12 protein-coding genes are annotated in these 12,554 nt (G+C 71.3%); 5 read left to right on the forward strand and 7 right to left on the reverse strand.

Going from position 1 to position 12,554, the window contains the following annotated elements; genetic code table 11:
* Positions 1-282 precede the first annotated feature (282 nt).
* Positions 283-1,455, reverse strand: a complete 1,173-nt coding sequence (locus KY5_RS05875; protein ID WP_098241204.1) for an acyl-CoA dehydrogenase family protein — start codon at positions 1,453-1,455, stop codon at positions 283-285.
* A 370-nt stretch (positions 1,456-1,825) separates the two neighbouring features.
* Here KY5_RS05875 and KY5_RS05880 point away from each other — a divergent pair, with 370 nt between their 5' ends.
* A complete protein-coding gene (locus tag KY5_RS05880; RefSeq protein ID WP_098241205.1) occupies positions 1,826-3,070 on the forward strand; it encodes a glycoside hydrolase family 18 protein in 1,245 nt (414 codons plus the stop codon).
* A gap of 81 nt (positions 3,071-3,151) precedes the next feature.
* Here the strand turns inward: KY5_RS05880 and KY5_RS05885 are convergent, their stop codons facing one another.
* A complete protein-coding gene (locus tag KY5_RS05885; RefSeq protein WP_098241206.1) occupies positions 3,152-3,775 on the reverse strand; it encodes a TetR/AcrR family transcriptional regulator in 624 nt (207 codons plus the stop codon).
* 141 nt (positions 3,776-3,916) lie between these two features.
* On the opposite strand from KY5_RS05885, the gene KY5_RS05890 reads away from it, so the two are divergent.
* The 3 genes from KY5_RS05890 to KY5_RS05900 are packed head-to-tail and all read left to right on the forward strand — an operon-like array spanning position 3,917 to position 6,438.
* Complete coding sequence (locus KY5_RS05890; protein ID WP_199842947.1) at positions 3,917-4,531, forward strand: DUF6230 family protein; 615 nt, start codon at positions 3,917-3,919, stop codon at positions 4,529-4,531.
* Positions 4,522-5,505, forward strand: coding sequence for a DUF6114 domain-containing protein (locus KY5_RS05895; RefSeq protein ID WP_418952744.1), 984 nt, complete (start codon positions 4,522-4,524; stop codon positions 5,503-5,505). The genes KY5_RS05890 and KY5_RS05895 overlap by 10 nt, the downstream gene beginning before the upstream one ends.
* A gap of 24 nt (positions 5,506-5,529) precedes the next feature.
* On the forward strand, positions 5,530-6,438 hold the full coding sequence (locus KY5_RS05900) for a hypothetical protein (RefSeq protein WP_098241208.1): 909 nt from the start codon (positions 5,530-5,532) through the stop codon (positions 6,436-6,438).
* Here KY5_RS05900 and KY5_RS41355 read toward each other — a convergent pair.
* A complete protein-coding gene (locus KY5_RS41355) occupies positions 6,416-6,562 on the reverse strand; it encodes an SCO1431 family membrane protein (RefSeq protein ID WP_107645690.1) in 147 nt (48 codons plus the stop codon). The genes KY5_RS05900 and KY5_RS41355 overlap by 23 nt on opposite strands.
* Positions 6,563-6,761: 199 nt before the next feature.
* On the opposite strand from KY5_RS41355, the gene KY5_RS05905 reads away from it, so the two are divergent.
* Entirely contained in the window at positions 6,762-8,240 is a 1,479-nt protein-coding gene (locus tag KY5_RS05905) for a M1 family metallopeptidase (protein ID WP_199842949.1), read from the forward strand.
* 12 nt (positions 8,241-8,252) lie between these two features.
* Here KY5_RS05905 and KY5_RS05910 read toward each other — a convergent pair whose 3' ends face one another.
* The 4 genes from KY5_RS05910 to KY5_RS05925 all read right to left on the reverse strand — a co-directional run bounded on the left by KY5_RS05910 (position 8,253) and on the right by KY5_RS05925 (position 12,490).
* Complete coding sequence (locus tag KY5_RS05910; protein WP_098241209.1) at positions 8,253-8,903, reverse strand: DUF6629 family protein; 651 nt, start codon at positions 8,901-8,903, stop codon at positions 8,253-8,255.
* A 161-nt stretch (positions 8,904-9,064) separates the two neighbouring features.
* The gene (locus tag KY5_RS05915) at positions 9,065-10,438 is read right to left on the reverse strand and encodes a PQQ-binding-like beta-propeller repeat protein (RefSeq protein WP_098241210.1); all 1,374 of its coding nucleotides are present in this window, start codon (positions 10,436-10,438) and stop codon (positions 9,065-9,067) included.
* Positions 10,435-10,986 carry a SigE family RNA polymerase sigma factor gene (locus KY5_RS05920; RefSeq protein WP_098241211.1) on the reverse strand — a complete coding sequence of 184 codons (552 nt, stop codon included), beginning with the start codon at positions 10,984-10,986 and terminating at the stop codon, positions 10,435-10,437. The genes KY5_RS05915 and KY5_RS05920 overlap by 4 nt, the downstream gene beginning before the upstream one ends.
* 154 nt (positions 10,987-11,140) lie before the next feature.
* On the reverse strand, positions 11,141-12,490 hold the full coding sequence (locus KY5_RS05925; RefSeq protein ID WP_098241212.1) for a peptidase C39 family protein: 1,350 nt from the start codon (positions 12,488-12,490) through the stop codon (positions 11,141-11,143).
* Positions 12,491-12,554 lie beyond the last annotated feature (64 nt).

A 12,554-nucleotide genomic window follows, 5' to 3' on the forward strand; every position in this document is an offset into this window, starting at 1 on the left:
TGACGGTGCCCGCCTCCGCAGAATCGGTTCCGCAGCGGCCCCAGCAGGCACAGCCTCATCACCAGCCCCATCACCAGGCGCACCAGCAGGCGCACCAGCAGACTCATCAACAGCCGCTCCCGCAGGGGCTCCCGCCCCACGCGCAGCCGCAGCCGCATCTCGCGGACCCGCCGATCTACCGCGCGCTGATCCGTCACTGGTCCGACCGCGGCCGGACCCTGCCAGGGCACCCCGACCCGGAGTGGGTCAGGCTCGCGGCGTCGCCGGTGCGGCTCGGTCAGTTCAGCGCGAGTCGGGACCCGCGAGGTGACGGGCGATGACCATGCGCTGGATCTGATTGGTGCCCTCGACGATCTGCAGCACCTTGGCCTCGCGCATGAAGCGCTCCACGGGGAAGTCCGCGGTGTAGCCGTAGCCCCCGAGCACCTGTACGGCGTCCGTCGTCACCTTCATCGCCGCGTCCGTGCACAGGAGCTTCGCCATGGCCGCCTGCTTGGAGAACGGCCTGCCCGCGTCGCGCAGCCTGGCCGCGGCCAGGTACAGCGCCCGGCCCGCCTCGATCTGCGTCGCCATGTCCGCGAGCATGAAGCGAAGGCCCTGGAAGTCCGCGATCGGCCGGCCGAACTGCCGTCGTTCCGTGGCGTACGACACCGCCTCGTCCAGCGCCGCCTGGGCCACCCCGATCGCGCAGGCCGCGATGCCGAGCCGCCCCGAGTCGAGCGCGGAGAGCGCGATGGCGAAGCCCTGGCCCTCCTCGCCGATGCGGCGGGAGCCGGGGACGCGCACGCCGTCGAAGTTGATCTGCGCGGTGGGCGAGCCCTTCATGCCCATCTTCTTCTCGGGCACCGCCGCGTTCAGGCCATCGGCGTCGCCCGGCACCAGGAAGGCCGTGACGCCCTTGGCGCCCTCGCCGCCGGTGCGGGCGAGGACGGTGTAGAAGTCGGCGACGCCGCCGTGGGTGATCCACGCCTTGGTGCCGGTGATGACCCAGTCGTCACCCTCGCGGACGGCCTTGGTGCGCAGGGACGCGGCGTCGGACCCCGACGCGGGCTCGGAGAGGCAGTAGGCGCCGAGGAGGCCGCCGCCGAGCATGTCGGCCAGGTGCTCGGTCTGCTGCTCCTTGGTGCCGTACCCGGCGAGCGCGTGGCAGGACAGGGAGTGCACGCTGACACCGAGGCCGACGGTCAGGCGGGCGGCAGCGAGCTCTTCGAGCACCTGGAGGTAGACCTCGTACGGCTGGTCGCCACCGCCGAATTCGGCGGCGTACGGCAGTCCGAGCAGGCCCGATTCGGACAGCAGGGTGAAGACCTCGCGCGGGAAGCGCCCGGCCTCCTCTTCCTCCGCGGCCCGCGGAGCGATCTCGCGCTGGACGATGTCCCGGACGAGCGAGAGCAGATCCCTGGCCTCATCCGTGGGCAGCTGACGATCCACCGGCTGCGGGGCGTGGTCGGGCATGACGCTCTCCTCCCTGTGGGGCTGCGGCAGGCTCCGCTGTGGGTGAGGCGGCGCCGCCGGGAAACGATGCAGGGCCCAGGCCATCTCCCGGGTCGCGGAAGCGGCTGACCAGCGGCTCTGGCGCGTTGAGTATGCCCGATCGACGGCACCCCGTCACTAGTTAACGACCGCTTACTCGAAAGATAGCCGAAGATCGACGATGACCGCGGGATTGGTACGAACCATTGACGCACTGGTCTAGTCCTCCTACTGTTCCCCGGAACGTCTTAACGCGTTCATGCCAAGACGCGGCGCGGACGCGACACCGACGCGACACACAGGTCCACAGCACCACTTCCCCCCTCCCTGTTTCCCCCCACAAGGAGACACGATGCTCAGACCGCACACCCCCCGCGCCTCCTTCCGGGCGCTCATCGCCACCGCCTGTTGCGCCGCCCTCGGCGCGGGCCTGCTCGCCGGTGCGGGCAGCGCCGCAGCCGACCAGGACCAGGGCGCCCCCACGAAGGCGGCCGCCGGTTCCAAGGTCGTCGGCTACTTCACCGAATGGGGCGTCTACGACCGGAACTACCACGTCAAGAACGTCGACACCTCCGGCTCGGCCGACAAGCTCACGCACATCAACTACGCCTTCGGCAACGTCCAGGGCGGCAAGTGCACGATGGGCGACGCCTACGCGGCCACCGACAAGGCGTACACCGCCGACCAGTCCGTGGACGGCGTCGCCGACACCTGGGACCAGGAGCTGCGCGGCAACTTCAACCAGCTGCGCAAGCTGAAGAAGAAGCACCCCGACCTCAAGGTCCTCTGGTCCTTCGGCGGTTGGACCTGGTCGGGCGGTTTCACCGAGGCCGCCAAGAACCCCGCGGCGTTCGCCCAGTCCTGCTACGACCTGGTCGAGAACTCCAAGTGGGCCGATGTCTTCGACGGGATCGACATCGACTGGGAGTACCCCAACGCCTGCGGTCTGACGTGTGACACCAGCGGGCGCGAGGCGTACAAGAGCCTGATGTCCGCGGTGCGTGCGAAGTTCGGCGCGAACAACCTCGTGACCGCGGCGATCCCGGCGGACGCGGAGACCGGCGGCAAGATCGACGCCGCCGACTACGCGGGCGCCGCGCAGTACGTCGACTGGTACAACCCCATGACGTACGACTACTTCGGCGCCTGGGACGCGAAGGGCCCGACCGCCCCGCACTCGCCGCTCACCTCCTACAGCGGCATCCCCAAGGAGTCCTGGAACTCCGAGGCGACCATCAAGAAGCTGAAGGGGCTCGGCGTTCCCTCCGAGAAGCTGCTGCTCGGCATCGGCTTCTACGGACGCGGCTGGACGGGCGTCACGCAGAAGGAGCCCGGCGGCACCGCCACGGGCCCGGCCGCGGGCAAGTACGAGCAGGGCATCGACGACTACAAGGAACTGAAGACCAAGTGCCCGGCCAACGGCACGGTCGGCGGGACCGCGTACGCGCACTGCGGGAACAACTGGTGGAGCTACGACACCCCGGCGACCATCGCGGGGAAGATGGACTACAAGAACCAGCAGGGACTCGGCGGCACGTTCTTCTGGGAGCTCAGCGGCGACACGTCCAACGGTGAGCTGATCAAGGCCATCAACTGACGCATCACGTACTGGCGTCGGGGCGGGAGCCGGTCGGCGGCTCCCGCCCCTTCGTCGTACGCCGCCGGCAACGGCCCTGCCTCAGGGGCGGGCCGGTGCCGGGTACGACGGCTCGAAGTCCTCGATCACGCGCAGCGTGTCCCCGAGGGTCCGCACCAGGAGGTCGCAGACCGTCTCGCGCGGCAGGCCCCGGTGGCCGATCCAGTCGAGCGCGACGCCCTCGACGCTGCACAGCCAGCCGAGCAGCGCGGTACGCGCCAATCGCGGTATGTCCTTGCGGCCGTACGCCCCTTCGGCGATCGTGCCGATCATGGCCTCGCGCACCCCGTCCCGTATGGCGTGCACCTCGGCGTCGAAGCCGACGCCCCCGCTGATGATCGTGCGGTACGCGGCCTGGTGGTGCTCGGCGTAGCGCAGATAGCCGTCGATGGTGCGGTGCACGCGGTCCACGGGCGGCAGGTCGTCGTGGCGTCCGGCGCGCGCGACGAGGTCGGCGACGGAGTCCTCGATGATCGCGAGGTAGTAGCCGCGCTTGGACTTGAAGTAGTAGTAGATCAGCCCTTTGGCGACGCCCGCCTGCTTCGCGATGTCGTCCATCGACAGGGCGTCGTAGGACGTGTCGGCGAACAACTTCCGGCCGATGGCGATGAGTTCGGCTCGGCGTGCCGCGGAGCGGTCGGTGCCGCGCTGTTGACTATTATTCAATTTCGGCCCTAGTCTCCAACTGCCTCGGGATGTCCGCAGTATGGCAGAACCGTGCCACCTGCCGGTTCGGCTCCCGACGGCGCTTCACGCACTCCCCTTACGCACGCTTACGCACCCAGCACGACGTACGGGAGGAAGACAGTGAGCGCAGCACGCAACGCGTTACGCGAGGGCAGAACCAACTGGAAGAAGACGGCCGTGGTGGCGCTGCCCGCCGTGCTGGCCGTCGGGGTCATGGCCAATGTGATGGCCGAGGGCGCGCTCGCCGCGTCCTTCGCCGTCTCCGGGACGAGTTTCCAGGTGTCGTCGGGCAAGCTGACCAGCCAGGGCCTGTCCTCCTACGTACAGACCGACCGGGACGTCGACGGCAAGGGGCACCCGGTGGCGCTCCTCGGGATCGGCGACGCCACGCTCTCCGACATCTGCCAGGCGGCCGAGGTCAAGACGCCCGTGGGCACCGTGGTGTTCAAGCTGACCGCGGGCGGCGACGCGGGCAAGGTCACCGCGAGCAACCTCGTCATCGACGGCGAGGACCTGGTGGGCGACGCCCGCTTCGGCACCGCGCAGATCGGCCGGGACGCCTCCACGCTCGACGAGGTGCCCGGAGTCAAGGGCGAGCGCGGCAAGTTCGGGCTGCAGGCCGGGGACATCGAGGTCGCCGGGGTGAAGTCGCACGCCTGGTCCGCGACCGGCGGGAACTTCCGGCTCAAGGGCATGAGGGTCGATGTCAGCATCGGCGGCAAGAAGTGCTTCTGACCGGTGGCGGCAGAGCCGGGGTCAGGCCGTTCCGGCGGGACGGCGGCGGCTGGCTCGACCGGCGCCTGCCGTGGCCCGAACAGCGCCGGGTGCTGCGCGGCTGGCGGCGCACCCGGCCGTTCTGGGGCGGCCTGCTGCTGATCCTGGGCGGCGCCGAACTCCTGCTCGTCCCGCTGTCGCCGCTGACCGTCCTGGTCAGCCTCGGACTCGGCGGGATCGCGGCGCTCGGCATCGGGATCGCGCTCGTCGTGGCCGGGCTCTTCCTGTGGCTGCTGCCGCACACCCATCACTACGTGAGCGTCAACGCCCTGATCCTGTCGGTGCTTTCGTTCGCCGCCACCAATCTCGGCGGCTTCCTGATCGGCATGCTCCTCGGCATCGCGGGCAGCGCCATGGGGTTCGGCTGGAGCCCCGTGCCCGAGGGCACCGAGGAGGATCCGGACCGGCCCAAGGTGCGGGACGGGCAGGGCACGCGGACCCTTGCCGTGCTCCTCCCCGTGCTGATCGTCGCCGGGATCATGAACGGGAACCCGGCGAAGGCCGCGCCGCCGTCCGGCGCGGAGATCGTGGCGCCGCGAGTGCCGCCGATCGTGACCACGACGCTCTTCGCGCCGCAGGGCTTCCTCCTCGCGGGCGTGCGCGAGATCCCGACCGCGGACGGTCCCTTGAAGGTCATGGTGCTGCGGATGAAGGCCGCCTCGCTCACCGACTACCGGCTCACGACGCGCGACGGCAAGGACGAACTCACCCTGGGCGCCGACACGTTGGAGCTGAGCGGCGAGGTCACGCTGTACCTCACCAAGTTCAAGGGGTGCCTCGAAGGCATCCTCTGCCTGACCTTCACGCCCGACAAGCTGCCGGTGCCGCCCATCGTGCCGCCGTTCGTCTTCATGACGGACGTCAGCGCCGAACAGGCCCTGGTGACGTCGGACTTGATCGTGGCGGGTGGTCTGACCCTGAAGGCTTCGGCATGAGGGGCTCGGCATGAGGGGCTCGGCATGATCCAGATCCAGGCGGCGCTCTTCTGGGCGTACGCGATCGGCGCGACGTTCGCCCTCTCGGCGGGGCGCCAGCTCCAGGTGTGGGAGCGGATCAACGCGGGCGAGGGGCCGCGCACGCGCAGCAGGGCCGCCAATCCGTACCTCGCGCTCACCGCGCTGTTCGCCGCCGTCCTGATGGTGCCGACGGGCCTCTTCCTGCTCTGGCAGAACCCCGCGTGGGCGACCATGCACGTCGCGTCGGGGCACGAGGGCGTGTGGGCGGGGTTCGTGCTCTTCTACGCGGGCGGCATCCCCGTCGCCGCGATCACCGGGTTCCTGGTGGCGCAGGCGCTGGTGCTCGTGGGGGCGGGGTACTGGGCGTACCTGCAGTGCGTGGGCGGGTACTTCCTGCTCTTCGGCACGCTGATCCACGGCTGGGACGGCAGCGGCTACGAGCGCTTCCTCTCCCCCGGCGCGAAGGACTTCGCCGAGTGGCCCAAGGACAGCGTCGTCAATCACGTCCTGGGCTTCTTGACGTCCGGCACGTTCCTCGCGCTGCTGCTCTTCGGCGCCGCCGTCATCGGCACGATGCTGATGACCGAGATCGGCTGGCTGATGGAGGGCTGGTCACTGCCCGGCGCCGACGAGGACCGGAAAGTACCGAGGTTCCTCGGCATCGCCATCGCGGCGGCCGGGGTCTACGGGCTGCCGTTCGTCGGCGCGCTCCTGGCGAGCGGTCTGGTCCGGCTGCTCGGCGGCTGGCTCGGCCTGCCGCTCTTCGCGGTGCTCGCGGGGGTGACGCTGCTGCACGGGCGCTCGCCGGTGCGCTGGCTGTACGGCCTGGTGGGCGTGCCGGGGCGGCACTGGCGCGCGGGCCTCGACGACGACGGCCACGTGGACGGGCTCAGAGCAGACCGGTCTGCGTGACGAGCATCGCCAGGACGACGACGAGGGTCCAGCCCGCGAGGTGCTCCAGGTAATTCGGCCCGTCTTCCCCGGGGCCGCCGGTGCGGGCCTTGGCGTGGACGGCGGTGGCAGAGGTCGCGGTCATGTCTACTCGCTGACGTTCGTCTGGCAGTGCGTCTGACAGTGGCTTCCCCCCACTGGGACCCCTCCACCTTGCCAGCAGGACACCCGTTTGTGGGAGAGACCTTGGTCACCCACAACCCGGCCGGAGTGCCGTGCGTCTAAGTCGTGACACGAGCAGGGCTCGTCGCACGTACGCGCAGCATCCGACCGAGAGGTTCCCGATGAGCACGAACCGGACACCCCGCCGCAGAGCGGGGCTCGCCCTCGCGGCCGCCCTCACCGCGGTGGCCGCCTTCACCGCACCGGTCTCGCAGGCCGCGCCCGCCACCGTCCAGAAGCCCTCGCCCGGGGCGCCGGGACTCGGCGACCCGATGTTCCCGCTCGACGGGAACGGCGGCTACGCGATCGACCGCTACTACCTGGACTTCGACTGGCAGGCGCCGAAGACCCCCTTCGGGGCCACGACGACGATCAAGGCGCACGCCACCCAGGCGCTCTCCCGCTTCAACCTCGACTTCGGCGGCAACACCCTGCACTCCGTGACGGTGAACGGCGCCCCCGCCACGACGTCGCGCTCCGGCGACGAGCTGACCGTCACCCCCAAGTCCCCGCTGGCCAAGGGCAGCTCCTTCACCGTCAAGGTCGCCTACACCGCCGACCCGACGCAGACCCGGCACCGCGACGACGCGATCGAGGACTACGGCTGGATCCCCACGCCCGACGGCACCGTGGTCTATCCGCAGCCCAACGGCGCCCGGCTGATCTTCCCCGGCAGCGACCACCCGAGCCAGCGCGCGCCGATCACCTTCCGGATCACCACCCCGGGCGACCGCACGGCCGTCGCCAACGGCAGGCTCGTCTCGCGCACCGAGCGTCCCGACGGCCGCGTCCGCTGGACGTACGACTCCGAACAGCCGCTCTCCACCCAGCTGGTGCAGCTCGCCGTCGGCAAGTTCACGGTGGTCGAGAGCGAGGGGCCCGGCGGTCTGCCGCTGCGCGACGTCGTTCCCGACGCGCTGGTCGAGCCGACGGCCGCGTACCGAAGTCTCACCCCGGACCATCTGCAGTGGCTCCAGGAGCGGCTCGGTCCCTATCCCTTCGACCGCTACGGCATCCTCGTCGGCGACACCGACCTCGGTGTCGCCCTGGAGACGCAGACGCTGTCGCTCGTCCCCAAGGCGGACCTGCTCGGCACCAAGGTCGACGCCGAGCGGAACATGGTGCACGAGCTGACCCACCAGTGGTTCGGCGACAGCGTGGCGCTCAAGAGCTGGTCCGACCTGTGGGTGAGCGAGGGGCACGCCCGCTTCTACGACCGGCTGTACTCCGAACAGCACGGCGGCGAGAACTTCGAGGCCCTCATGAAGGCCGCGTACAAGGCCCACGACCAGTGGCGCCGCGACTACGGCGCTCCCGCCGAGCCGACCGAGCCGAACCTCTTCAAGCGCATGCGGTACGACGGTTCCGCGCTGGTCCTGTACGCCCTGCGCGAGCAGGTCGGCGACGCCACGTTCCAGAAGATCGAACGCGCCTGGGTCAGCGGCTTCAAGGGCCGCACGGCGGGCACCCAGGACTTCATCGACCTGGCGTCGAAGGTCGCGGGCCAGGACCTCGAAGGGTTCCTGCGGCCGTGGCTGTACGGCGCGAAGACGCCGCCGATGCCGGGGCATCCGGACTGGGTGGTGGACCCGGCCACGTGACGCGGGGCGGCGTCACGGTGTGAGAGGGCCGCCCGCTCGTCGCGGGGCGGGCGGGCGACGCCGCGCGACCCACAGCAGCAGGACCACCGAGGACACGGCGGCGGTCGCGCACCACGTCGAGATGTACTCCTGGCGCCACAGCACGAAGGAGACCGCGGCCCCGACGGCGACCAGGACGCCGAACAGGGCGAGGCCGCGGTCACCGGAGAGGACCAGGGAGCCGATGGTGGCGAAGAGGTAGCCAGCGACGACCAGCTCCGCCCGGGGCAGCCCCAGGGAGTAGCCGACCGTGTGCCCGCGGATCTCGGCGGTCACGGTGCGGGTCGCCAGCGCGTGCGCGAGCGCGGCGGCGGTCGCGCACCCCACCACGAGAGGGACGGCCAACCGGCGGCGGGCCCCCGGCGGCGCGGCGCACAGCACGGCCGCCGGTACCCACAGCGCGAGCAGCGGCAGCGCGATGACGGCCCAGGCGAGCGTGGCGGGCCCGGTGCCGCCGTCGTGGTGCCAGACCGCGGCCTCGATGATCTGGTGGACCCCCAGCAGGACGGGCAGCGCGGCCAGCGGCAGGTCACGGGGGCGGCGGGCCGCCAGGGTCGCCGAGGCGACCCCCACCGCGGCGATGCCCGCGCCCGCGACGAGATCGGCGGTAGCGCTCCAGCACATGGCGGCAACGCTACGACGGAGGCGGCGCGGGGGCGCGTCGGCTGCGCTTTCCGGCTGCCCCCGGTGCGCTTTCCGGCCGCCCCGGCTGCGCTTTTCGGACGACCGGGCGAGCTCCGGGTTCCCCCGCCGGAGCTCGCCCGCTCACGTCGTCCCGGCGGGTGTCAGCCCCCGTGGGACAGTCGGGGTTCGATCCTGAAGAGTTCGCCGCCGACCTGGCCGACGAGGCTCTTGTCCTCGCTCATGAGTTCGGGCGCGATCCCGGGCCGCATCGGGGTCTTCGGCAGCGGGACCTTGCCGCGCCAGCGCACGTCGCCGCTGTCCAGGTCGAGGCCCACCAGGTGGCCCGACGGGTCGAGGAAGTACGCCACCCGGCTCGTGAGGTCCACCGCGGCCGCCGAGGCCAGCTCTCGCATCGTGGCGTCGCGCGGGTCCTCGCGGAGCGTGAGACCCGTGGCGCTCGACCACAGCCGCTCGCCGTTGTCCGCGGAGTACGCGACGGCGTTGCCGTCCCTGTCGATGCCCAGGATGCGGCCGTCCGCGACCGTGCCCATGGCCAGGCGGTCCATCCGGTGGCGCGTCACCTTGCCGGAGCCGGTGTCGACGCGGATCAGGGTGGCGGGGCCCGGCTCGCCGGTGAGCGGCTTGCCGTCGGCCGGGCCCGCCAGCAGCACGGCGTCCCCGTCCGTACCGATCTTCATGGTGGGGCCCTTGACGGACGCCACCGTCTCCGGCCTGCCCGTCTTCGGGTCGAGGCGGATGACGGCGCTCCGCTGCGGCGCCTTCTCGCTGTCCGGGGAGCACGTCATGTACGGGACGCCGCCGATGACGGCCCGGTCGCAGTCGGCCTGCTTCCGGGTGTACGTCCACAGCGTCCGGCCCGTCCTGCCGTCCAGCGCGGCGACGCGCTTGAAGGTGGGCGCGTTGGCGAGGACACCGCCGTCGAACAGGACGGCGGAGGTGCCGCCCCTGCTGTCGTCGGCCAGCTCGTGCTTCCACAGCACCCGCCGCGTCCCGGCGTCGAGGGCGACGAGGTCGGTGCCCGCCCTGGACGCCCCCGGGTCGTGATCGGCGTAGGTGTACACCACCCCGTCCCGGGCACCGGGAAACGTGCCCGCCGGGGTGCTGCCGCTGTGGCCGTCCTCGGCCTTCCGCCGCCAGTCGACCTTTCCGGTACGACCGTTCACCCCGATGGCGTCGTACTTCTCGCCCCTGCAGTACACGTCACGCGGATCGATCCCGATCGCGCAGGCGTCCCAGGACGGCGCGGGCAGCGTGGTCCGCCAGAGCAGCTTGCTCTGCTTGCTCACCCCCGCGGCCGGTCGCGACGTCCCGTCGTCGCCGAGTGCGCCGGTGGTGAGGGCGGCGCCCAGGGTGATGCCCGCGAGGCCGAGCACGGTGCCCGTCGCGCGGACGGCGTTGCGCCGTCGGCGACGGCCCACCAGACGCTCGGCGATGCCCGCGGGGGCCGCGGGGTTCTCGGGGGTCCAGGCGTGCAGGACGTCCCTGATCGTGTCGTCGAGCTGCTCGGGGTTCATGTGCGGGCTCCCTTCAGGGACATGGCGTGCGGGGCGGTGGTGGCGTTCTGGCCGGGGAGGCCCAGCTCCGGCGCGAGGGTGCGCAGCCGGGCCAGGGAGCGGTGGGTGGTGCTGCGTACGGTGCCCACCGAGCAGCCGAGCGCGGCCGCGACCTCCGTCTCGGACAGGTCCTCGAAGTAGCGCAGCACGAGCACGGTGCGCTGTCGCGGCGTCAGCCTGGCCAGCGCCCCGCTGACGGTGATCCGCAGATCCGCTGCGGACGTGCCGTCGGCGACGCCGAGGCGCTCGGGCGGCGTGGCGAACGTGGGCTCGCGGTGCGGTCTGCGCAGCCGCCAGCGGCTGATCTGGTGCCGGTACATCACCTTGCGCACATAGCCTTCCGGGTCCTCGATGTGCCGCCAGCGCCCCAGCGCCTTCAGCAGAGCGATCTGCACAAGGTCCTCGGCTTCGTGGCGATCGCCGCCCGTGAGCAGGTTCGCCAGGCGGAGCAAGGCGCTCCACCGGGCGTCGACGAAGTCCCGGAATCTCTCGTGGTCCTGCGGGTTCATGGCCCCTCCCGTTTCTGACGACCACAAGGACGCGTGGACTCCCGGCAATCTATGTCTGCCGTCGCGGAATTCTTCACGGATCTCTTCAGCCGACAGGGCGGACAGGGAGGAAGCCCTCTCCCCGCGATGGGAGAGGGCTTCCTCCTGCGCCCCGTCAGCGGATACCGACCGCCGCGAGCGCCTTGCGCTGGGCCGAGGAGAGCTTCGTCGGGAAGTAGAGGTAACAGACCCCGCCCGTGCCCGAGACCACCTTCCCCGAGGCGTTGTAGCGCTTGGTGCGCAGCCAGATGTTCTCCCACTCACGCCTCTTGTAGACGCGGCGCACCGCCGGATCGGACGGTGAGGCGGGGTCGTTGGCGATCACGTCGCCGCCCGCGGTGAAGCCGATGACCGTCATCAGGTGGCCCGCCGTGCCGTAGCCCGCGCCGGTCAGTTCCTCCTTGCGGAAGGACTGGGACGTTATGGCCGGGATGCCCGCGGCGATCAGCGACTCCAGCTCCGTGAGGGACGCGAGGCGCGTCACGACGCCCTGGAGGTCCTTGTACGTCGCGGCGTACGCGGCGTTGAACGGCCAGTTGCCACAGCCCTCGTACTGGTAGTCGAAGGTGAAGCGGGCCGCGTGGCACACCTGCGGGTCGGCGTAGGTCGGGTCGACCCAGGCGAGGTCTTCGGGGGTGGGTTTGCGGCCCCAGTACTCGATGATCATCTGCGAGGAGGTGGGGCTGCACCACGCCTCGCCCCCGTTGTCGTACTCGGGGTACTGCCCGGCGTGGATCTCCTGCGAGTAGCGCGGAACCTTCAGTTCCTTGGCCAGGCCCGGCGTGGACGCCGGGACCGTGAAGCGGTCGGGGACCGCAGAGGCCATGGCGCCGAGCCGCCAGACCGTGGGCGTCGCGGTGTCGCCGGGCTTGCGGTACAGCGTCAGGCGCAGCCGGTAGGAGACGATCCGCAGGGCCGCCGTCGTGTCGTCCAGGGAGAGCGTGTCCGTCCAGACGGTGGACTTCCCGTCGGTCTGGTCGTCGACCGAGGTCCGCCGGATGTCGACCGCGATGTCGTCGCCCGCGGTCCAGCGCCCCATGACGTACCAAGGGGTCTCGGTCTTGTCGGAGTAGGTGCCGCGCAGCTCGACCTGGAGCCAGGTGCCCGCCGGGGTGCGCGCGTTCCAGGAGGCGATGGCCTCCGTCGCGGGCACGGTGGAGCGGTGGGTCGGCGAGGTCCACCGGGCGTACTCCCAGGTGGCGGTCGTGCCGGTGTGCGGATCGGTGTAGTCGGTGCGTCCCGCGGCCTTGGCGATGCGCAGCCCGGGGCGGCTCCCCGCGACCACGGCGGTGCCCTCGGCGGTGCCGGTGCGCCAGTCCTCGTACGAGGTCCAGAAGTGGTTGTCCACGAGACGGGCCGCGCGCGGCGGGCGGGCGGCGGGCCCCGTGGCGCCGAGGGCGGGGCTCGCTGTGGCCGCGATGGCGGCCACCGCGGCGGCCGTGGCGAGCACGGTTCTGCGGGACATGTCGTCTGCTCGGTCTGCTCGGTCAGTTCTGCCGGCCCGGTCAGTTCTGTCGGTTCTGCCAGCT

It is taken from the genome of Streptomyces formicae (assembly GCF_002556545.1).
In the GTDB taxonomy this organism is placed as follows: domain Bacteria; phylum Actinomycetota; class Actinomycetes; order Streptomycetales; family Streptomycetaceae; genus Streptomyces; species Streptomyces formicae_A.

Coding starts and splice junctions, on each gene's coding strand:
- KY5_RS05875 (WP_098241204.1), bottom strand. CDS start 1,455: ATGCCCGACCACGCCCCGCAGCCGGTGGATCGTCAGCTGCCCACGGAT.
- KY5_RS05880 (WP_098241205.1), top strand. CDS start 1,826: ATGCTCAGACCGCACACCCCCCGCGCCTCCTTCCGGGCGCTCATCGCC.
- KY5_RS05900 (WP_098241208.1), top strand. CDS start 5,530: ATGATCCAGATCCAGGCGGCGCTCTTCTGGGCGTACGCGATCGGCGCG.
- KY5_RS41355 (WP_107645690.1), bottom strand. CDS start 6,562: ATGACCGCGACCTCTGCCACCGCCGTCCACGCCAAGGCCCGCACCGGC.
- KY5_RS05905 (WP_199842949.1), top strand. CDS start 6,762: ATGAGCACGAACCGGACACCCCGCCGCAGAGCGGGGCTCGCCCTCGCG.
- KY5_RS05910 (WP_098241209.1), bottom strand. CDS start 8,903: ATGTGCTGGAGCGCTACCGCCGATCTCGTCGCGGGCGCGGGCATCGCC.
- KY5_RS05915 (WP_098241210.1), bottom strand. CDS start 10,438: ATGAACCCCGAGCAGCTCGACGACACGATCAGGGACGTCCTGCACGCC.
- KY5_RS05920 (WP_098241211.1), bottom strand. CDS start 10,986: ATGAACCCGCAGGACCACGAGAGATTCCGGGACTTCGTCGACGCCCGG.
- KY5_RS05925 (WP_098241212.1), bottom strand. CDS start 12,490: ATGTCCCGCAGAACCGTGCTCGCCACGGCCGCCGCGGTGGCCGCCATC.